Origin of the sequence: Pseudomonas sp. PS01303 (genome assembly GCF_029959385.1) — a bacterium.
Classification (GTDB): Bacteria; Pseudomonadota; Gammaproteobacteria; order Pseudomonadales; family Pseudomonadaceae; genus Aquipseudomonas; species Aquipseudomonas rustica.
Genome location: NZ_JASCPK010000009.1, coordinates 1 through 19925 on the forward strand (window position 1 = coordinate 1; position 19925 = coordinate 19925).

Genomic DNA, 19925 nt, shown 5'->3' on the forward strand with positions numbered 1-19925 from the left:
CGGCGTAACTGTCGATAGAAATGTTGAATGTGCCGGCCTCTTCGCGAGCAAGCTCGGCTCCCACAGGATAGGTGATAAACAATGCTGTCCCGTTCACTTCCGCGATCCGAGTTCAGGTGCTGATGATGCCTAGAGCACAGACTGTAAACATTGATTTGAGTGAAGTGACGAGTTCCGCCGAACTTCACGCGTTGCTGCGCGAAAGCCTGGGTTTCCCTGATTGGTACGGCTGTAACTGGGATGCGTTCTGGGACGCGATCACCGGGCTGGTTGAATTGCCGCTCAAGCTGCAGATTTCAGGATGGCAGGCGTTCTCCAGCCACTTACCTAGGGATGCGCAGCTGATGCAAAAATGCCTTGAGCAGATGACGGCCGAGTTCCCGGAGCAGGCCGCCACTGTCGTGTTTGACTAAAGTACGGCCTGTCCCCCCATCTCCCCTCGCTAATCAAAAGCCCCGTTGAGTACTTCGTAGATGAGACCCGTCGCCAACGCTACGAGGATCAGATCCGTGCCCGCTTGCTGCCATTCATAGCCGTCGTAATGCGGCAGATGGCCGACAAGGCGTCCATCCAGTTTCTTCGCGATCCCCGGTGGCAGGGGCTTGCCGCGTGCGAGGTTTTTCTGGATCCCGGGCGGCAACGACGGCCCCGGGCTCCAGTAATCGCGATAGCCACCGACAATGCCGAGCACGTTGCCGCGGTCGATGCTTGGGCCATTGCCCCAGTCGCCACCGGACTTCTTGCCCTTGTTGCCGTGACCGTCCTGTCCACCCTGGTTCTGCACGTTTTGCGAGTTGCCTTTACCGTTGCCCTGGCCCTTTCCGTTACCGGGATCGGCCAGCGCGGCGGTAGAACCGACAATCAGCGCGACGCATGAAAGCGCTGCAATCGTTGAGCGTAATCTGAACATGAGAGGTTCCTTCATGGTTGCGTGCTCCTGTGTCTTCCGGACGCTGCACGTTCAGCTTAGATGATTGAACGGGCACAATTTCAGGAGGCGACTGCACAGCGATTTGACGTCCCTGACCAGCTTCTGGCTGTCGGTTAAAAACCCTCCTGCCGCCATGGATCCGTCTACGCTCACTCCATTCCCCCAACAGCGCCCCCGCATCCGGAGCCACCGCCATGATCCGTCCCTTGCTGACCGCCCTCACCCTGCTCGCGCTGAGCCTCCCAGCCCACGCCGACATCACGCCGTTCCCCGCAGGCTTCAAGACGCAGGACATCAAGGTCGAAGGCGCGACGATGCACGTTCGGGTCGGCGGCAAAGGCCCGGCGGTGGTGCTGTTGCATGGTTTTGGCGATACCGGCGACATGTGGGCGCCGCTGGCAACGGATCTGGCGCGCGATCACACGGTGGTGGTGCCGGATCTGCGGGGCATGGGTTTGTCGTCGATCCCCGAGGGCGGTTATGACAAGAAGACACAGGCCGGCGACATTCGCGCGGTGTTGAGCGCGTTGAAAATCGAACACTCGGTGGTCATCGGCCATGACATCGGCACGATGGTCGCGTTTGCCTACGCCGCACGCTATCCGCAGCTCACCGACCGCTTGGTGGTGATGGACGCGCCCGTGCCCGGCATTACGCCATGGAACGACATCGTGCGTTCGCCGATGCTTTGGCATTTCGATTTTGGTGGTAAGGACATGGAGCGCTTGGTGGCCGGGCGCGAGCGCATTTACCTTGACCGCTTCTGGAACGAGTTCGCCGGCACCCCGGCCAAGGTCGATGAACAAACCCGTCAGCACTACGCCAAACTCTACGCGCGCCCGGGTGCCATGCACGCCGCTTTCGCGCAATTTCGCAGCATTCGTCAGGATGCGCTCGACAACGAGCCGGTGCTGCAAAAGCACTTGAGCATGCCGGTACTGGCGGTGGGCGGCGAGAAATCCTTCGGCAACAACGAGGCGATCGTCATGCGCAATGCCGCTGACAATGTCACGGAAGTGGTGATTCCAGCGGCAGGTCATTGGCTGATGGAAGAGGCACCGGCGCCGACGATTAAAGCCGTTCGGGACTTTATATCGCTGTGACCCCAGTTGTTGATTGCCTGGACTCGATCCATAGGTCAGGATTCACCCCTTTTCCAGCGGAGAGCAAACGTGGAGCGTCTATTCGTTTATGGAACCCTGGGCCCGGGGCGACCGAATGAGCATGTCATGCTGAAGATCGGCGGCGTCTGGGAAACTGCCACACTCAAGGGCCGTTTGGCCGAAGCCGGTTGGGGTGCGGAATTGGGTTATCCCGGTCTGATCATTGCCGACGATGGCGACGACATTGCCGGCTACGTGTTCTCTTCCGAGCATTTCGCCGAACACTGGGCAGCGCTCGACGAATTCGAAGGTTCTGAATATCAGCGCCTGCTGACGCAGGTAACGCTGGCAGACGGTTCAACCATCGACGCTTACGTGTACGCTCTTCGCTAGTTGCTATTGCGCCTTTAAAACCGAGTAAAACCGATGAACCGTCAAAAGAAACTCAAGCAGTTGTTCAAGGAAAAGGCCAAAAAGGCCAGCGCCAAACTGGCGCCGAAAAAGCCGAAATACATCAGCAAGGCTGATCGCCTTAAGCTGGACGCCGAGGCCGCTGCAACCCCAAGCGAAACCGCCGAAAGCTGATCCCCGCGTTTCAGGCCCGATCGCAGTGTTGCAACGCACACTGCAATCGGCGCTGCCCTCATCGCATTTGATTGACCACGCGAATCTGCGTCAACCCTACCCGCTCGGCCTGCTCCAGAATTTCTTCCGGGGTGGCGTCTGCCGTGGGCATCAGCAAACCGTTTTCGGCATCGCCCAAATGCAACTCCAGTAGATGCATGGCCGCTTCATGCTCGGCCAGATGGGTGTCTTTGAGTTCGAAGGTGTGGCTACGCGGCTCGCCGTTGAACAGGTATTCCAGGGTATAGGTGTGCATGCGGATATCCGTCAGTGGTTGAATGGACGACTTAATATCCTGACTAGCCGGTCAGCTTTTAGTTCAACCAAATCACAATACAGCCCCTTGTGGCGAGGGGATTTATCCCCGTAGGGGTGCGCAGCGCCCCCTTTTTCAAACTCCCAAAGGCAACGGCCGATCCTGCACCACCCGCTTCATCACCAACGTCGATGTCAGCCGCTGCACATTGGGCAACGTCGACAGGCTCTCGTCATACAAACGCTGAAACGCCGGCAGATCTTCAGTGATGACGTGCAGCAAATAATCAGGCTCACCAAACAGCCGTTGCGCATCCACCACGTGTGGAATCTTAACCAACGCCGTCTCAAACGCGTCGACAGCCTGACGATTGCCCTCGCGCAGGGTGACGAACACCATCGCGGAAAAGTTGAGGCCCAGCGCAGCAGGATCGAGTTGCGCGCGATAACCCAGCAACACGCCCGACTCCTCCAACGCCCGCACGCGGCGATGACAGGGTGAAAGGCTCAACCCGACGCGATCCGCCAGTTCAGTCACCGACAACCGACCATCCTTTTGCAGCTCAGCAAGAATATTGCGATCAATTCTGTCCATTCAGTAAAACCTTCCAATTTGCGACGCCACAACGATCATCTTTGAAAGAAGATTCTAGCCGATTTTCATTATTCTTCCTTGGCACAAAACACTGTTCAGGAAGCAACGATGATCAAAACCACCTCCAATCAACGACCCTGGGTGACGCCATGACTTTGAGCATGTTTGCCGCGTTCTGGGCGGTGTCGATGCTATTTGTCATCACACCGGGGGCTGATTGGGCGTATGCGATCTCCGCAGGCTTGAAGCATCGCGTCGTTCTGCCTGCCGTGGCGGGGCTGTTGTCCGGGCATTTGCTCGCAACCATTATTGTCGCGGCCGGTGTCGGCACACTGGTCGCCAATCATCCGCTCGCCTTGTCGGTGCTGACGGTGGCCGGCGCCGGTTATCTGCTGTGGTTAGGCGCTAATCTGCTAGCCCGCCCTCCCACGCCGCACGCTGATGCGAGCCAGAGCACTGATTCGTGGGCGCGCTGGGCCTTCAAGGGCTTTTGTGTCAGTGGATTGAATCCGAAAGTGTTCTTGCTGTTTCTCGCGCTGCTGCCGCAATTCACCAGCACCGCCGCAGCTTGGCCAGTGCCTGCGCAGATGATCGCGCTCGGGCTGGTGCACACCGTCAGTTGCGGAGTGATTTATCTGCTGGTGGGTTTCGGCTCGCAAGTCGTGCTTCAGACCCGTCCGGCCGCCGCACGCGTGGTCAGTCGATTGGCCGGGGCGATCATGATCGTGATCGCGCTGGTGCTGCTGATTGAACAGTTGCGTGCGTGACCTATCCTTTGAGCCAATGCCTATTCAAGGAAGCCTATGAAAACGCCGAGAGAACGTGCCGCCGAGGGCCTGAAGGTCGGAGACAGTTTCAGCGTTGTCCGCTGTTTCTCCGACGACGAGATCCAGCAATTTGCGCAGATCTCGCGGGATTACAACCCGGTGCACTGCGACGCTGAATACGCGCAATTACGCCGGTTCAAAGCGCCCATCGCCCACGGCCTGCTGACAGCCAGCCTGATGACCGAAATCGGTGGGCAGATTGGCTGGTTGGCCAGCGGAATGAGTTTCGAATTCAAGCGCCCCGTGTACGCCGAGGAACGGATTACCTGCCACTGGCTGATCACCGAAATCGATGAGCGAGGACATGCGAAAGCCGACGTCAGCGTGGTCAATGCCGAGGGCGTCACCGTTTTGGTGGCGACGACCACAGGCGTGTTACCCGGCGCGCCTGAGCGGGATTGCCTGAAACGTATGCTCGCAGAAGGCGATCCAGGCAACGGCGCAGTCCTGCCCCGTTGATTAACCTTAGCGAGGCTCGTGCATCGGACAACCATTGTGCGCTGCGCGAAACCCGGCCGACATTTCATAGGCCGGTTTACGTACCCGCATGACCCCGCCCAACGGCCGATGCGCAGCCAAACCATGCCACGGGCTGAACGACATACCGTCGTCGATTGCTTCGACGTTGTCGCTGGCCCAGGCGTCCTGCGCATCGACTTCGATTCGCGCGACGGTGAGGTAAGGGCTGAGTTTCTCCGGCCACTCGACCGAGGCGTCTTCGATCGGCATTTTCTCAAGGTCTGTGGCCAGTTGTACCCGCACTTCCCACACCCCCGAGTTCTGCGCGAAATACGCTTTGACCGCTGCGCGCAGGCCATTGGGGTTGTCGGCAAAGTCGACGTGCTGATGAGTCAACGCCGTCAGTGAGAGAGAAATCGGCACGACTGCAATTTTTGCGTAGTACGCGCCATACAGTAATGGCGCGACCGTGCTGAAACTCTCGCCGAGAATGTGAGTTTGCGGGTGGCCGCCGAGACTCTTCAGCGTGCCACTTTCGCCGCCGGCTGACTCAATCGCCGCCTCAACACCGCGCAGTAATGCAGAAAACGCTTTCTTCAGACCGGGCGCTTTATCGGTCGTCTTCGCCAGCAACTTCAGTGATTTAAGAAATGCTTTGGGCGTGGCCGACGTAAAGGCTTTGGCGTTGATCATCACAAAATCCTGCGTCACCACCCCATCGCTGCCCGGCAGCCGTGGGCCGTCCACGCCAATGATCTTCAGCGCCAACCCGCGCGGGGTCGACACCTTGTCATCAAGAATGTCGCCCGGATTGGTTGAGAAACGCAAAACCACCGGCAACGTTCCCGGCGTCGCAAAGGCGCCTTGAGCAAGTTCGGCCGGAAGATTATCGAGCACCGTGATCCGCCCGCGCAGCACGCCATGGGCCTTGGCGTGAACGCTGCGCGTGGCGTGTCCATTGTCCTTGAACGTAGTTTCCATGATGGCATGCAGCGCTTTGTTCAGTTCCTCGCTGGTCTGTGCCTCGTCGTCGGGGATCTGCTCGAAAGCAGGCTCGAATGGCAACGGCCTGGCGGCAATGCTCACTACTGGAAGGTCATTCATGGAAGGTCTCTCCGCTCGATCGAATAGCGAAAAACGCCGGCCGTGTTACAGCTGGCGAAGGCAACGCGTGGAGCGTCAAGCCGTTGGTTTGAGTACCACTTTTGTCCAGCCGTTATCACGCGCATCGAAGTGCTTGTAGGCGTCTGGGCCCTCGGCGAGTTTCAGGCGATGCGAGATGATTTGTGCAGGGTTGGCGCGGCCGTGATGAATGAGTTCAGCGAGGCGGCGGTTGTAGTGTTTGACGTTGGCTTGACCGGTACGGATCTGCTGGCCCTTGAACCAGAACGAGCCGAAGTCGAAAGCCATCTTGCCTTGCTTGGCCAGCTCGTTTTCGGCCCCCGGATCCTGTGGGACAAACACGCCAACGACGCCAATGCCACCCGTAGCTTTGGTGGAGGCAACCAGATTGTTCATGGTCAGGTGATTGGCTTCATGGCCGTGGCGATCGCAGCACTGATAACCGACGCACTCGCAACCACGGTCAGTGCCTTTGCCATGGGTCAGATTGAGAATCTGATCGACCGCTTCTTTCTCTAAGGAATTGATCGGGGTAGCGCCCAATTGTGCGGCCAGTTTCAAACGGTCGGGATGGTTGTCGACAACGAAAACCTGCGACGCGCCCTTGATCATTGCCGAGTGCGCCGCCATCAATCCGACCGGGCCTGCGCCATAAATGGCGATGCTCTCGCCCGGCAGCAGCCCCGCCAGCTCAGTCGCATGCCAGCCTGTCGGGAAGATGTCAGAGAGCATGACGTAGTCATCCTCGCGCTCCTCGGCATCTTCGGGCAGCACAAGACAATTGAAGTCGGCATACGGCACACGCAGCAGCTCCGCCTGGCCGCCTTGATAAGGGCCCATGTCGGCGAAACCATAAGCGGCGCCCGCGCTACCGGGATTGGCGGTCAGGCAAAAACCGGTAAGGCCTTTTTCGCAGTTCTCGCAGAACCCGCAACCGATGTTGAACGGCAGGCAAACCCGGTCGCCAACTTTCACACGATCGACGCCCGCGCCCACTTCGATCACTTCACCGAGATTCTCGTGACCAAACACCCGCCCGGTCTCCATCGATGTACGCCCTTCGTACATGTGCAAGTCCGAGCCGCAGATATTGGTCGTGGTGATTCGAACCAGCACATCGGTAGGCTTTTCGATTTTGGCATCCGCGACATTCTGCACGCTGACATCACGCGGGCCGTTGTAAACGATTGCTTTCATGGTGTTCTCCCGTTAGCCAGACGATGGAAAAATTCGCCCGCTCAGATTTATCTGTCCGGAGAGCAAGAACGTATGTTCAATCGATAGAGGCGCAAGAACGACGAACGGCCAACTGCGATACTGCACGTCGAAAACAATGAATTATCTGCGGACGGTGCTTTCTATTTGCGGGCTCCCCTGCCCCGTTCAAAAAAGCACAGCGGCGGCTTCGCGCATAAAAATCTCGACGGTTTTGGGCCCGATCCCTTCGAATTCGTCCAGGCGTTTTTCGAAGGCCTGACGACCGTTGCTGGCCGCCACGATATTGCCGATCTTGCCGTCGTATTCGGCATTGAGCTTGTGAGCCAGTGCGAGCAACCGCGATGCCGTGGTTTCGTCGTATCGCACGTAGTGGGCCTGGCCAAGCATCACAACCAATTGGCGATGAGTGCAGTGTGCGAGTTTCTGCGGCGTATCCCGCTGGTGCTGCTCAACGATGACCTGATAGGCCTTTGCAGCAATGGCTCCCTGAATTCTCTTACCCATCAAAAAACTGGCGAGCAGCCATTTGAACAAGGCCGTTTCTTCACCGCCCTGCAGATCGATGTTCAAGTCGTGTGCGCTGATTGCTTTGTTCACGTTTCAGGTCCTTTGCGGCATGTCCCAGTCAAGTAGGTAGACCCGATACGACTGCGAACGATCCCGTGGCGAGAATCGCTAATGGAACCCTTATTCATACAGGACACCTAAGGGTTAAATACTGAAATGTGAGCAAGCACAAAATGCACATGTCCGAGACCGTTCAAGTCATGGAAGCGCTATCTGCCAACGAAGCGAACCTTAAGCTTCATGAAGGCTGGTCACTGATATCTGTGGTCATCACTACCCACCCTAATGGCCAGCTTCACCCTTGCTACATACTCGGCAAATCGAAGACTTCATCCAGTCATCAGAAGCCCGATTGATTTGGCGTAATAACTTGATGGCGATGCATTCGCCGAACTGTGACGGGAGGGGATTTTGGCTTATCTGGATTGGGTGCAATGGCCAGCGATGGTCGTAACCGTTCTCGCCGCATGGCTCATTGGATCGCAACGTCCTGCACGACGAATGATCGGCTTTGTGTGCTTCAGTCTGAGCAACGTGTTGTGGGTGATTTGGGGCGCCTATGCCGGGGCGTACGCGTTGATCGTCTTGCAGATTTGTCTGTTTCTGATGAACCTGCGCGGACTGAGGAAAAACGCGAAGGGCAAGGAAAACCAACATGCTCAAGACTGACGGTGGCCGTCGAAATTCTTCTTGAAGCCTCGGGCATTCATCCCCAAAAGGATGCACTCAAGGAGGATCAGCGCGTAGGCGTCGGCGTGCAGCCCCCAAATCACCCAGAGCGCATTGCTGAGGATGAATCCCCAGAAAGCGATCATTCGCCGGTAGGCTCGTTGCGATCCGATAAACCAGGCAGAGGCTACCGTAATGACCATGGCCGGCCACTGCATCCAATCGATGTACTGCAATTTCCGCTCCCGCCTACATTCGCGTCAAAGAGAAACACCGGTACTGACTTGTTGATCAAGCACAGGCACGGCCAGTGACGTACTCAAATTGGCCAGGTACTCACCAAATCCGCCGCGACATTTGTAATCCTTGCGAGCGCTGGTGACCACCGGGTTCGTCGCTGTCCAGACGATATGAGCACCAATCCGCGTGAGATCACCCACCAGATGGACGTCTTCGTGGGCAGTGAGATGCTGGAACCCACCCGCATTTCGGTAGGCCTCGGCACTCAGACCGAGATTGGCACCGTGGATGTGCCGATGGTTTTCGATGAACTGATAATGCTCCAGGTACTTTGAGCGAACCGACTCACCGTGTTCGTTCCAGCTGTCCACCTCGACGGTGCCACAGACGGCATCGGCTTTGAATTCAATCTGCCGTGCCAGCCAATCGGCGGGCACGGCGGTGTCGGCATCGGTGAAGGCAAGCCATTTCGCGCCAGCGGCCAGCAAGTGCTCTGCGCCGGTGGCTCGCGCCTTTCCCACGTTCTGGAATGACGCCACGATCGTGCTCACGCCCAGCGCTGAAACGATCCGCCCGGTGTGGTCAGTGCAATCGTCGAGGACGACCACTACCGAGACCGACTGGCCCGCCAATGCAGGATGTTGTGCCGCGAACAGAACCGACTCAAGACAGGCCCTGATATGGCGCTCTTCATTATGTGCAGGGATCACGACACCGATCATTAACGCTACCTCCGGCTATCAGAGTTACAAGCTCCTGCAGTCGACCGGTGGCTAAGCCAATAGGTTTAAAAAATCGCACAAGTGGCCGCGTCGGCGACCGCCAGTCATTTGTGCCCCTGAATCTATGAACTTACGTTCGCCGTTCCTCCTCTCCCACTTACCATCCAGCTGAAGCGGGTAAGACGTCATGAGAGCACTCACTTATCACGGCGCGCACAGCGTCAAGGTCGACACGGTTCCTGATCCGGTTATCGAGCAAAGCGACGACATCATCCTGCGCGTGACCGCGACAGCGATCTGCGGCTCCGACCTGCATCTGTATCGCGGCAAAATTCCCACCGTCGAGCACGGCGACATTTTCGGCCATGAGTTCATGGGCATCGTCGAAGAGACAGGATCAGCGGTGACTGCCGTGCAGCCGGGCGACCGCGTGGTAATTCCTTTTGTGATTGCCTGTGGCAGCTGCTTTTTCTGTCAGATGGATTTGTTCGCCGCCTGCGAAACCACCAACACCGGCCGTGGCGCAATCCTCAATAAAAAGGCCATTCCTTCCGGGGCAGCGCTGTTTGGTTACAGCCACATGTACGGTGGCGTGCCCGGCGGCCAGGCAGAATACGTGCGCGTCCCCAAAGCCAACACCGGGCCGTTCAAGGTGCCTGGCACACTGTCGGACGAGAAGGTTTTGTTCCTTTCCGACATCCTGCCCACCGCTTGGCAAGCGGTCACCAATGCAGACATCGGACCAGGCTCAAGCCTGGCGATCTATGGCGCCGGCCCGGTGGGTCTGTTGAGCGCGGCGTGTGCGCGGATGTTGGGCGCCGAGCAGATTTTCATGGTCGATCACCACCCCTATCGCCTCGCCTATGCGCAGAAAACCTATGGCGTGATCCCGATCAATTTTGATGAGGACGATGACCCCGCCGACACCATCATCCGCCAGACCAAGGGCATGCGTGGCGTTGACGGCGCCGTGGATGCGGTGGGTTTTGAAGCGAAAGGCAGCACCACCGAAACCGTCCTCGCCACCCTCAAACTCGAAGGCAGCAGCGGCAAAGCCTTGCGCCAGTGCATCGCCGCCGTGCGACGCGGTGGCATTGTCAGCGTCCCGGGAGTTTACTCCGGGTTCATCCATGGTTTCTTGTTCGGCGACGCGTTCGACAAAGGCCTGACCTTCAAAATGGGCCAGACCCACGTTCATCGTTTCCTCCCGGAACTGCTCGGGCACATCGAAACCGGCCGGCTCTCCCCGGATGTGATCATCAGCCATCGCATGTCGCTGGAGCAGGCTGCCGAGGGCTACAGGATTTTCGATAAACGTGAGGAGGATTGCCGCAAGGTCATTCTGACGCCAGGCGACAGCCACATTGCCTTGCCCGAGCTCGATGACGGCGTTGCGGTTCTGGCTACGTAAGCTTCATTCAGCGGCTAAAAAAGGAGCAGAGGATTCAGAGTTTTTGCGAGTCCTCTGGTTCCTTTTTTTAAGCAGTTTGCGTTGATTTCGCGGCGCGGTTATCCGCGTCGTTCGCATCGTAAAAATTCTTGGAATTTTTTTCTCTCGACACCACTCATTGGCGTATGAGCGTAAGGAGTAACTCATGAGCCAGACAGACATTTTCGTCATTGAATACAAGCTTCACGGGCAGCCGAAGTCTTTCGTCATACGCGCGAAAACCATGCGCAATGCCGATGCCTGGCATTGGGCGAGTTGTGATGCCGGCATCGCGCCGATTCCGAAACCGGGCAAGCCGCCATTGAAAGTCGTATCCAAGCCTCAGGCCGAGCGATTCGGCGTCACGGAGGTGAAGTGGCGTGAAACGGCGACCGTGGACTGGACAGAGGCTTGAGCTTTATGCGGCAGACCAGAGAGGTGGACTGCGATGCTTAAACAAATCGGCAACACACACATCCGCGTCGATCACCGCGCCAGCTGCCACTGTGGCGCGGTGATTCTTGAGCTGCACTTGCCTGAGGGTCTCCCGGCCCCGCACCGTTGCGATTGTTCGTTTTGCAAACGCAAAGGCGCGGTCGTGGCTGCGGTTCCGGCGGCGGACTTAAAGGTGATCCGGGGCGAATCGGCGCTCCGGACCTACCAGTTCGGCAAGCATGTAGCCGAGCATTTTTTCTGTGGCAACTGCGGGATCTACACGCACCACCGGCGCAGCACCAACCCGCACGAGTTCGGCTTCAATGTGGGCTGCCTCGAAGGGGTCAACCCTTACGACCTGGACGATGTGCCTGTTGCCGAGGGTGGGGTTTGGCAAACACCTTGATTGGAAGCAAAGAAGGATGGTAATCATCGGTCGGTCGAGAACCAGAATGGAATCTCACCCTGAGGACATACGGACATGAGCGCACGAAAAATATTAGTCACCGGTGCTGCCGGCAAGATCGGCAGCGCCTTCTACAAAGCGTATGGCGATGAACTGGTTCTACGCTTAGCCGATATAGACGTATCAAAACTTGCCGATTCCAGCGAACGTTTCGCCCTCGACATCACCGATTTATCCGGTTGCCATGAAGCCTGCGAAGGCATCGACACCGTCATTCACCTGGCGGCCGATCCGAATCCGGACGCGGATTTCATAACCTCCGTCCTGCCGGTGAATATCGTTGGCACCTACAACATGCTGCTCGCCGCGAAGACGCAAGGCTGCAAGCGCTTCATCTTCGCCAGCAGCGCTCAGGCCATCGAAGGCTACCCCAAGGATGTACAAGTCCACGAAAGCATGGCGCCCCGGCCCGGCAATCTTTACGGGGTCGGCAAAGCGTTCGGCGAAGCACTGGCATCGCTGCATGCCAACGACGGTGCGATGACCACCGTCGCCGTGCGCATTGCCAACGTAAACGAGTTTCACCCGGGTGAAGCGCACAGCCACAGGGACGTTGCGGCGTTTATCAGTGTGCGGGATGTCGTCGCGTTGCTGCGCGATTGCGTGGATGCCGAGCTGAACGGATTCCACGTTGTCCATGGCGTTTCGGACAATCGATACAAGCGTCTTTCGATTGATGAAACGCGAAAAGTCGTCGGCTATGCGCCGCTGGATGATGCCTTCAAGATTCTTGAGGGCAAATAACGCGCGCTAACCCAACGCCGTATCGAGAAACATCATCACTCCAAAACCGAGCATCAATCCAAGAGTCGCGGGTGTCTCGTGACCATTGCGATGGGTCTCCGGAATGACCTCATGGGACACCACAAAAATCATCGCGCCAGCCGCCAGACCGAGAGCGATCGGATAACCCAACGCGAAGCTGCTGGAAACGCCCAAACCGACGATGGCGCCGATGGGTTCCATCAGCCCTGAAGCGACGGCAATCAGCGCCGCTCGCAATGCCGAAAGTCCCGTCACACGCAATGCCAGCGCGACTGCCAAGCCCTCGGGAATATCCTGAATGGCGATGGCGGTTGTCAGCGGCAACCCTACCTGCATGTCGCCGTTGGCAAAACTCACACCAATCGCCATGCCTTCCGGCAGGTTGTGCAGAGTGATTGCCAATACAAACAGCCAGACTCGATTGATGCGCTTCGCTTCAGGCCCGCGCCGACCGCTTTTTTCGTGTTCGTGCGGCACGAAGCGATCCAGTCCGACCATCAGCGCCACGCCCAGCGCCAACCCGGCCACCACCACGCAGGCCGCCAGCAACTGATTGCCGCACAAGGCCTGTGCCGCTTCGATGCCCGGCAGAATCAGCGAAAAAGAACTGGCGGCAAGCATCATGCCGGCCGCGAACCCAAGCATGATGTCTTGCGTACGCGCAGCAATGTCGCGCAACGCTATCGCCACCACCGCCCCTAATGCGGTGGCGCCAAATCCGGACAGTCCGCCCAGAAAAGCAAAATAAAGATTCGCCTTGTTCGCGCCGACAAATGCGCCATAGCCGCTGACCATCAACAGAACAGCCACGCACGCCAGCGCTAGCCAGAAGGCGCGACCTCCCCAGCCAGCGTTTGTGAGATGGCTAAACCAGTTTCGTGAAGACGTTTCGGAAGGCGTTGCAGGTTCGGACATCATTCCCACCATTCAATGTGTTTTCACTGATCAAGCGACGATCATTGCCCCCGGCAAGGAGGCCCATTGCGGGCCTCCGGTTCTCCGCGATCAGGAGGTGCCCAAGCCTTGGGAAAGATCGGCGGACGGGGGCGACGATGTTGCAGGCGAGGAGTCTGAACGGGCGGCGACAGCCTCTTGTTCAGTGGTTTTCGTCACGGTATCGCGAACCGCTTCATAGCCTTCCTGCGCCTGCTTTTTGACTTTATCGACCAGCCCGGCGCTGGTGCGCCCCATCATGCGCTGTTCGGTGCTGGTGGTTGGCAACGCGGCACCGAGCAAGGCGCCCAGTGCGATGCCGGCGGCGGCGACTACCAAGGGTTGTTCCTTGAGCAGTTGATTGAACTGCTGACCCAATACCTGTGAGTTGCGTGCTAACCGATCACCGGCATCGTGCATCGCATGGCTGAGGTTTTCACTGGCGGCACCAACGTTGTCGCCCAAGTGCGCGGCTTTGCCTTTCAGCGATTGGTAACCTTCTTTCAGCGAATCGGCCGTCTGGTGCAAATGGTCGCGCGCACTGTCAATACCGTCCGCCAAACCATCCGCCCATTCCCCGGCCCTGTCCTGATCGGGCCCGGTCCGATAGACCGGTTGCGGCACCGGCGGCCGGTTCTGGCTCATCATCAGCCACAGCAGACCCACCGAGGTCAGCACCGCAGGCACGGGGTTGTTGCGCACGCTGGTGCCAAGGTTAGTGATAAACGTCGAGCCATTGTTTTGCATCAGGCCCCAGGCCTGGTCGAACATCTGACCGGGGGTGAACTTGCTTTCCAGCTGGTCGACGATGTTGCCGATGCTGGCGCGCTGCGCGTCGATTTCCCGTTCGATCTGCTCGGGACTTTTTTGCGATTCGATATCCAGTTCAGTGTTCATGAGACTTTCCTCCGCAGCGCTTCCTGATCTTTGTTCAGAGCGTCCAGCGTCCGGTCAGGTTTGAAATGGGACGGCTCGAATTGTTTTTTGCCGGTTTGCAACATGGCGAAGCCGATGATCATCACCACAACACCGACGATCAACGCTGCCAGCCACGGCGCCATGAACAGGCTCAAAGCGTAGACCGCCGACATCAGCAGGATGATGAAACCCGCCAGAAAAACGATGGCACCGCCCGCCACCGCCGCAATGCCGGCCTTCAGCGTGGTGAGGCTGGTTTGCAGTTCGGCCTTGGCCAAGGCCAGTTCCTTGGTGAATAACGCGGGCACTTCGCGGGACAGCTGTCGAAGCAGACCGACGACCGAAGCGTCGTCAGGTTGCGCAAGAGGTCTTGTGCCCGGCAGATCCGGATCGTCTCTGTTCATCACAGTGCTCCTTTCGCGACTGGCGCAACGGGGGTCGGTGCGGGCGACGTTTCATAAGGCCGATGGGCGCCATAACCGTCTGATGGCGGCATGGAGGAACTGCCTGCTGCCGGATCGTGATGAGCGCTGACGGTGACCGCCGCGCCCGTGCCGGCCTTGAGGAATCGCGATAATCCGAACCCCACGGCAATGCTCCCGGCAATGAACAGCGCGGGATTGCTGCGCGCCAGATCCGCCGCATCGTGCAAGAGCTGTTCGGCACTCTTGCCGCGAAGATTGCCGGCCAGCCCCGTCATCGACTCCGCCATGTCGCTGAGGTAGTCGGACATGCCCAGTGAGTCCTTGTCCTCCAGTTCCGACACAAAGCTTTTCGCACCTTGCGCCAATGCCTCGATCTGATCGGCGGCGGTGTCGCGATATTGGCCAAACTGCGCATCGGCTTGATGCCTCGCGCCGCCCAACGCCTCGGTGACCTCTTCCTTTAAATGCTCAAAGTCGTGCTCAGGCTTGCTGCCTGCCGGATCGCCGGTCTGAGATCCTGCTCTGCTGTCTGAAGTATTCATGTCGTCCCTCGCCTTCTGGATGAAAACGTTAACGGGACTGCGCAGCAAGGATTGCCCTGAGCCCCTCACTGCAGAGGACGGGGGAGTTTGACGCAGAGTTCAAAGAGGATGATGGGCGACCTGCAAGAAGGTTTTCCAGCAGCGACGGCTGCGCTGAACCTTGGCGACGAGCGGTCTAAATGTAAAAAAGAATTTCAAGAACTGGCTGCGGTCAGACTCGTTACATTCAACGAGAGCTCGCACTCATGACTTTTGCACGTTTCTGCCAAGGCCTTTCAAACTGGGCCGGCAGCTCGAAAACTTTTCTCCTCGCGATCGTCTTGATTGGGGTTTGGGGACTGACCGGGCCGTACTTTCACTACAACGATACCTGGCAACTGATCATCAATACGTCGACCACCATCATCACCTTCCTGATGGTGTTTCTGATCCAGAACACACAAAACCGCGACAACGACATTTTGCATCTGAAGATTGATGAACTGATTCGCGCGACCACGGCGGCGCAGAATGCGACGTTGGGGCTGGATAAAATGGGTTCACGGGATCTGCGCAAACTGCGCGATCGCTATAGCTCGCTGGGTGAACGTCACCAGGTCAATCTCGACCCTGAAGCGCATGAAGCGTTTGTAGATGGCGTGCCTGTCAAAGCTGCCGCCGCCGAAGTGGAGCCGGGTGAGACCCAACGCTGACGCAGCGGTTTTGAAGCGCGCCCCGGAATGTGAGCATGACATTACGAACTGTGGGAGCGGGCTTGCTCGCGAAGGCGGTGGGTCATTCAACTATGCATTGCCTGAGCTGACGCCTTCGCGAGCAAGCTCAGCTCCTACAGGGGTTTGGGGCGTGCCCGGGACTTTTTGTACGGCAGAAAACTTGTAGGAGCATAGCTTGCTCGCGAAAGCGGTGGGTCATTCAACTATGCATTGCCTGGGCTGACGCCTTCGCGAGCAGGCTCGCTCCCACAAGGATTTGGGATGTGCTCGGGACTTTTTGTATGGCAGAAAACTTGTAGGAGCAGAGCTTGCTCGCGAAAGCGGTGGGTCATTCAACAATGCATTGACTGGGCTGACGCCTTCGCGAGCAGGCTCACTCCTACAGGGATTTGGGGCGTGTCGGGGGTTTTGTGTACGTCAGAAAACTAGTAGGAGCAGAGCTTGCTCGCGAAAGTGGTGGGTCATTCAACAATGCATTGACTGGGCTGACGCCTTCGCGAGCAGGCTCAGCTCCTACAGGGGTTTGGGGCGTGCCCAAGGTTTTTTGAGCGACAAAGAAACCTGTGGGAGCGAGCCTGCTCGCGAAAGCGGTGGGTCATTTAACAATGCATTGCCTGGGCTGACGCCTTCGCGAGCAAGCTCAGCTCCTACAGGGGTTTGGGGCGTGCCGGGGTTTCGTGTACGGCAGAAAACTAGTAGGAGCAGAGCTTGCTCGCGAAAGCGGTGGGTCATTCAACAATGCATTGCCTGAGCTGACGCCTTCGCGAGCAGGCTCGCTCCTACAGGGGGGGTGGCGCGTGCCGGGGTTTTGTGTACGGCAGAAAACTTGTAGGAGCAGAGCTTGCTCGCGAAAGCGGTGGGTCATTCAACACTGCAATGCCTGGGCTGACGCGTTCGCGAGCAAGCTCGGCTCCTACAGTGAACAACGGGTGTCTGAGGGGGATTTGGCTCGGCATAGTTTTTATGCCTGAAAGGCATTGCTGCCCCAAGCTATGCGCTGTCGCTTATATGCCCAAAGCGACTAACCAGCACATTTTTAATTATTTTATTTCTACGTGTGTACGCCGCTATACCTGCGCCTTCGATCCGGCACCTCGCTGGAATTTGCAGGAGCATCCGTGTGAGTCGAACGACGTCGTTTAGCAAAACTTCCCTTCCGAAAGCCGCGCTTACCCTCGCCGCTTTACTCGTCTCCAGTCTGACGCTGGCCGATACGGTCAAGGAAATCCGTATCGCCGTACCGGACATCAGCGCCGGGCCGACACCCAGCGGCGCCGGGATTGTCGACGTATTACGCGATCGGCAAACCCTGGAAAAGGAGTTCGAAAAGGACGGCATCAAGATCCGTTGGGACTTCTTCAAAGGCGCGGGGCCGGCGATCAATGAGGCCTTGGCCAACAACCAGGAAGACTTCGCTTACCTCGGCGACTTGCCGGCGATCATCGGCAAGGCCGGTGGCCTCGACACGCGTTTGCTCAGTGCGACGGCCCGTGACGTCAAACTCTATCTCGCCGTACAGCCGGGCTCCGGCATCACCACCCTCGAATCGCTGAAAGGCAAACGCGTCGCTATCTTCCGAGGCACTGCCACGCAACTTTCGTTTGCCTCGGCACTCGCGCACCAAGGCTTGAAAGAGAGCGACTACAAAGTCGTCAACCTCGACTACAACGCCGCCAACGCGGCACTCGCCGCCAAGCAAATCGACGCGACCTGGTCCGGCGCCGGCGTGATTGCGCTGAAGGCACGCGGCCTCGCTGAATTGCCGCTGACCACCGTCGACCTCGATGGCGCCGGCAGCATGCAAGCCGTGTTGTTAGGCCGTGGCGCCTTTGTCGACGCACATCCAGAACTGGTCGCGCGCCTGATCAAGGCGCAACAACCCGCCATCACCTGGCTGCGCAACGACGACCACAAACAGGACTACATCAACCTGGTTTCAAAACTCGCCAGCTTCCCCGCAGACATCCTCACCACCGATGCCAAAGACCAATCGCTGGTGAAGATTTTCGCCCCGCAGCTCGACGCGCCGTTCCTCGATAACTTGCAGCGCAGCGTCGATCTGGCGCTCAACGCGAAACTGATCCGCAAAGGTTTTGAAGTGAAAACTTGGGCCGAGCCGCGCTTCATCGAGGCCGCCCTGCAACACACCGACACCGCTTCGCAAACCCCACAAGCCAGTCGCTAAAACAAGGAATGCCCATGACCACCCTGTTCATTTTTCCCGGTGCCTGCTCGTTCGCTGCCCATGTCGTGATCCACGAATTGCAACTGCCCATCAGCGTCGAGCGCGTGACCCTCGGCGACACGAACTCGCCGTATCGCCAGATCAACCCGACCGGTCGCGTGCCGGCGCTGTTGCTGGATAACCAGACGCTGCTCACCGAAAACACCGCGATCCTGCCGTACCTCGCCGACCTCAAACCCGGCACAGAATTGTTCGCACCGGCAGGTTCGGTCGAGCGCGCGCAGATTCAAGGCTGGCTCGGTTACGTGGCGACCGAGATCCACGTCGGCGCGTTTCGCCCGATCAACCGCCCAGAGCGTTACAGCGCTGACGAAAGCGCATTCCCCGGCATTCGCAAGCGTGCGCTGGAACAACTGAGCAACGCACTGAAACCGATCGAAGCGCGACTGGCGCAAACCGAGTATCTGGTCGGTGATCGTTTCACCGTGGCGGACGCCTACCTCGGCGTCTTCCTCGGCTGGAGCGCCCGCGTCGGTGTGCTCAACGATTTCCCTGCGCTGCAGGCCGCACTCGGTCGCTTCCGCGCGCGGGAATCAGTGGTGCAAGCCTTGGCCGCCGAAGGCCTCGCCTGAAACAGCCCGAGGACGGATAACCGAACACGCCGGAGAACCACCATGCCAAGCACCGATACCATTGCCACCTGGGCCCAAGTCATCGCCCGCACGCTGGAAGCACAGGGCATCGACGCCGCCCCGCTGCTGAGTGAGGCCGGTATCAGCCGTTGTCATCTGCATGACCCTGATCAGCGCATCGCCCTCCCCGCCATGAGCGCACTCTGGCGGGCGGCGCGGCGCATCAGTGCTGACGAATGCTTCGGCCTGCAAGTGGCGCAGTACAGTTATCCGACCGACTTTCACGGGTTGTTTTTCGCCGCGCAAAGCAGTTCGACGGTGATTGAAGCGTTGCAACGGGGCGTGCGTTACGCCCCGGTGATCACCACGTCGGCGGCAATGAGTCTGGTTCGCGGGCCGCACACCACGCGCATGGTTTACGGCGTGGCCGACGGCGCGGAGGTGGAGCAGATCGCCACCGAAGCGTCGATTGCTTGCGCAGTGCGCTTCACCCGGCAAACCTGGGTGGATTTGCCGATCGTGCACGGCGTGCGCCTGGCCCGCCCTGCCCCACAAGATCCGCTGCGCTGGACACGTTTGCTCGGTTGCCCGATCCGCTTCGACGCCGGCGAAAATGCCATCGAATACAGCAACCGGTGGCTGGATGCGCCGCTGACCACAGCCAATCACGCCGTGGCCCAAGGACTCGACGGCGTGCTCAACGACTACCTCGAACGGCAACGACGCCTGAATTTGCCGGAGCGGGTTCGCGCGGCGATTATTCGTTACTTGCCTCTGGGTGAAGTTCAGCAAAGTCGTGTCGCCGACGAGCTCGGCATGAGCGTGCGCAATCTGCATCGGCACTTGCTCAAACACGACAGCAGTTTCAAGGCGTTGCTCGACGATTGCCGGCGACAACTGGCGTTCAGTTACCTGCGCCAGACCGACTGCTCGATCAACGAAATCTGCTATCGACTGGGCTTCAATGAGCCGAGCAGTTTCAATCGCGCGTTCCGTCGCTGGACCGGCGAAAGTCCCGGCAAATGGCGGCGTGACGATGTGCCCTTGCAACCTCAACGTTACGTGCCACGGCCCACTGTTTTCGCGGCTGAGCGAGCACTGTCGATCGCGGTTTGAGTCACTTGTCTGCGGCGGACCATAGGTTGTCCGC

At 58.5% G+C, this 19925-nt stretch carries 27 protein-coding genes; 15 read left to right on the top strand and 12 right to left on the bottom strand.

The features are described from left to right. The first annotated feature begins 125 nt into the window (after positions 1-125). On the top strand, positions 126-413 hold the full coding sequence (locus QMX93_RS05495) for a barstar family protein (RefSeq protein WP_282353519.1): 288 nt from the start codon (positions 126-128) through the stop codon (positions 411-413). A gap of 29 nt (positions 414-442) precedes the next feature. Here QMX93_RS05495 and QMX93_RS05500 read toward each other — a convergent pair whose 3' ends face one another. Next, positions 443-910, bottom strand: coding sequence for an anti-virulence regulator CigR family protein (locus QMX93_RS05500; RefSeq protein ID WP_282353371.1), 468 nt, complete (start codon positions 908-910; stop codon positions 443-445). A gap of 215 nt (positions 911-1125) precedes the next feature. On the opposite strand from QMX93_RS05500, the gene QMX93_RS05505 reads away from it, so the two are divergent. The 3 genes from QMX93_RS05505 to QMX93_RS05515 all read left to right on the top strand — a co-directional run bounded on the left by QMX93_RS05505 (position 1126) and on the right by QMX93_RS05515 (position 2619). Continuing rightward, the gene (locus QMX93_RS05505; protein ID WP_282353372.1) at positions 1126-2034 is read left to right on the top strand and encodes an alpha/beta hydrolase; all 909 of its coding nucleotides are present in this window, start codon (positions 1126-1128) and stop codon (positions 2032-2034) included. Positions 2035-2103: 69 nt separating this feature from the next. Next, a complete protein-coding gene (locus tag QMX93_RS05510) occupies positions 2104-2427 on the top strand; it encodes a gamma-glutamylcyclotransferase (protein ID WP_053119687.1) in 324 nt (107 codons plus the stop codon). A 33-nt stretch (positions 2428-2460) separates the two neighbouring features. Beyond that, positions 2461-2619 (top strand): DUF2986 domain-containing protein, encoded by a 159-nt coding sequence (locus QMX93_RS05515; protein ID WP_159811403.1) that lies wholly within the window; start codon positions 2461-2463, stop codon positions 2617-2619. A gap of 58 nt (positions 2620-2677) precedes the next feature. On the opposite strand, the gene QMX93_RS05520 is transcribed toward QMX93_RS05515, so the two are convergent. Further along, positions 2678-2914, bottom strand: a complete 237-nt coding sequence (locus QMX93_RS05520) for a hypothetical protein (protein ID WP_282353384.1) — start codon at positions 2912-2914, stop codon at positions 2678-2680. 135 nt (positions 2915-3049) lie between these two features. Further along, positions 3050-3508: an Lrp/AsnC family transcriptional regulator gene (locus tag QMX93_RS05525; protein ID WP_282353386.1), complete on the bottom strand. Its 459-nt coding sequence runs from the start codon at positions 3506-3508 to the stop codon at positions 3050-3052. A 149-nt stretch (positions 3509-3657) separates the two neighbouring features. Between QMX93_RS05525 and QMX93_RS05530 the strand changes: the two genes are divergently transcribed. Together QMX93_RS05530 and QMX93_RS05535 are read left to right on the top strand one after the other, a co-directional pair. Further along, a complete protein-coding gene (locus QMX93_RS05530; protein ID WP_282353388.1) occupies positions 3658-4275 on the top strand; it encodes a LysE family translocator in 618 nt (205 codons plus the stop codon). Between the two features lie 36 nt (positions 4276-4311). Next, entirely contained in the window at positions 4312-4794 is a 483-nt protein-coding gene (locus QMX93_RS05535; RefSeq protein WP_282353390.1) for a MaoC family dehydratase, read from the top strand. A gap of 6 nt (positions 4795-4800) precedes the next feature. Here the strand turns inward: QMX93_RS05535 and QMX93_RS05540 are convergent, their stop codons facing one another. The 3 genes from QMX93_RS05540 to QMX93_RS05550 form a co-directional block, all read right to left on the bottom strand. After that, positions 4801-5898 carry a catalase family protein gene (locus QMX93_RS05540; RefSeq protein ID WP_282353392.1) on the bottom strand — a complete coding sequence of 366 codons (1098 nt, stop codon included), beginning with the start codon at positions 5896-5898 and terminating at the stop codon, positions 4801-4803. A gap of 75 nt (positions 5899-5973) precedes the next feature. Continuing rightward, on the bottom strand, positions 5974-7113 hold the full coding sequence (locus QMX93_RS05545) for a glutathione-independent formaldehyde dehydrogenase (RefSeq protein WP_282353394.1): 1140 nt from the start codon (positions 7111-7113) through the stop codon (positions 5974-5976). A 186-nt stretch (positions 7114-7299) separates the two neighbouring features. Beyond that, positions 7300-7731, bottom strand: a complete 432-nt coding sequence (locus tag QMX93_RS05550) for a DNA methylase (protein ID WP_282353397.1) — start codon at positions 7729-7731, stop codon at positions 7300-7302. 381 nt (positions 7732-8112) lie between these two features. Between QMX93_RS05550 and QMX93_RS05555 the strand changes: the two genes are divergently transcribed. After that, positions 8113-8370, top strand: a complete 258-nt coding sequence (locus tag QMX93_RS05555; RefSeq protein WP_282353399.1) for a hypothetical protein — start codon at positions 8113-8115, stop codon at positions 8368-8370. On the opposite strand, the gene QMX93_RS05560 is transcribed toward QMX93_RS05555, so the two are convergent. Then, a complete protein-coding gene (locus tag QMX93_RS05560; RefSeq protein WP_053119674.1) occupies positions 8361-8606 on the bottom strand; it encodes a hypothetical protein in 246 nt (81 codons plus the stop codon). The genes QMX93_RS05555 and QMX93_RS05560 overlap by 10 nt on opposite strands. A gap of 24 nt (positions 8607-8630) precedes the next feature. After that, complete coding sequence (locus QMX93_RS05565) at positions 8631-9332, bottom strand: glycosyltransferase (RefSeq protein WP_212549385.1); 702 nt, start codon at positions 9330-9332, stop codon at positions 8631-8633. A 187-nt stretch (positions 9333-9519) separates the two neighbouring features. On the opposite strand from QMX93_RS05565, the gene QMX93_RS05570 reads away from it, so the two are divergent. The 4 genes from QMX93_RS05570 (at position 9520) to QMX93_RS05585 (ending at position 12406) form a co-directional block, all read left to right on the top strand. Further along, on the top strand, positions 9520-10743 hold the full coding sequence (locus tag QMX93_RS05570; RefSeq protein ID WP_053119670.1) for a zinc-dependent alcohol dehydrogenase: 1224 nt from the start codon (positions 9520-9522) through the stop codon (positions 10741-10743). A gap of 184 nt (positions 10744-10927) precedes the next feature. Next, on the top strand, positions 10928-11176 hold the full coding sequence (locus QMX93_RS05575) for a DUF6555 family protein (protein WP_159811412.1): 249 nt from the start codon (positions 10928-10930) through the stop codon (positions 11174-11176). 33 nt (positions 11177-11209) lie between these two features. After that, on the top strand, positions 11210-11602 hold the full coding sequence (locus tag QMX93_RS05580; protein WP_282353407.1) for a GFA family protein: 393 nt from the start codon (positions 11210-11212) through the stop codon (positions 11600-11602). A 75-nt stretch (positions 11603-11677) separates the two neighbouring features. Continuing rightward, positions 11678-12406, top strand: coding sequence for an NAD(P)-dependent oxidoreductase (locus QMX93_RS05585; RefSeq protein WP_282353409.1), 729 nt, complete (start codon positions 11678-11680; stop codon positions 12404-12406). A 6-nt stretch (positions 12407-12412) separates the two neighbouring features. Here QMX93_RS05585 and QMX93_RS05590 read toward each other — a convergent pair whose 3' ends face one another. From QMX93_RS05590 to QMX93_RS05605, 4 genes are all read right to left on the bottom strand, one after another. After that, positions 12413-13342: a ZIP family metal transporter gene (locus tag QMX93_RS05590; RefSeq protein WP_053120443.1), complete on the bottom strand. Its 930-nt coding sequence runs from the start codon at positions 13340-13342 to the stop codon at positions 12413-12415. Between the two features lie 90 nt (positions 13343-13432). Next, a complete protein-coding gene (locus QMX93_RS05595) occupies positions 13433-14257 on the bottom strand; it encodes a DUF3618 domain-containing protein (protein ID WP_212546031.1) in 825 nt (274 codons plus the stop codon). Next, the gene (locus tag QMX93_RS05600; RefSeq protein ID WP_159811416.1) at positions 14254-14682 is read right to left on the bottom strand and encodes a phage holin family protein; all 429 of its coding nucleotides are present in this window, start codon (positions 14680-14682) and stop codon (positions 14254-14256) included. Before QMX93_RS05600 ends, QMX93_RS05595 begins: the two co-directional genes overlap by 4 nt. Further along, entirely contained in the window at positions 14682-15245 is a 564-nt protein-coding gene (locus tag QMX93_RS05605) for a hypothetical protein (protein ID WP_282353420.1), read from the bottom strand. Before QMX93_RS05605 ends, QMX93_RS05600 begins: the two co-directional genes overlap by 1 nt. A gap of 245 nt (positions 15246-15490) precedes the next feature. On the opposite strand from QMX93_RS05605, the gene QMX93_RS05610 reads away from it, so the two are divergent. The 4 genes from QMX93_RS05610 to QMX93_RS05625 all read left to right on the top strand — a co-directional run bounded on the left by QMX93_RS05610 (position 15491) and on the right by QMX93_RS05625 (position 19891). Continuing rightward, positions 15491-15937 (top strand): low affinity iron permease family protein, encoded by a 447-nt coding sequence (locus tag QMX93_RS05610; protein ID WP_246542000.1) that lies wholly within the window; start codon positions 15491-15493, stop codon positions 15935-15937. A 1219-nt stretch (positions 15938-17156) separates the two neighbouring features. Next, positions 17157-18143, top strand: a complete 987-nt coding sequence (locus QMX93_RS05615; protein WP_282353521.1) for an ABC transporter substrate-binding protein — start codon at positions 17157-17159, stop codon at positions 18141-18143. 14 nt (positions 18144-18157) lie between these two features. Further along, a complete protein-coding gene (locus QMX93_RS05620; RefSeq protein ID WP_282353423.1) occupies positions 18158-18775 on the top strand; it encodes a glutathione S-transferase C-terminal domain-containing protein in 618 nt (205 codons plus the stop codon). A 42-nt stretch (positions 18776-18817) separates the two neighbouring features. Continuing rightward, entirely contained in the window at positions 18818-19891 is a 1074-nt protein-coding gene (locus QMX93_RS05625) for an AraC family transcriptional regulator (RefSeq protein ID WP_282353425.1), read from the top strand. The last annotated feature ends 34 nt before the right edge of the window (positions 19892-19925 follow it).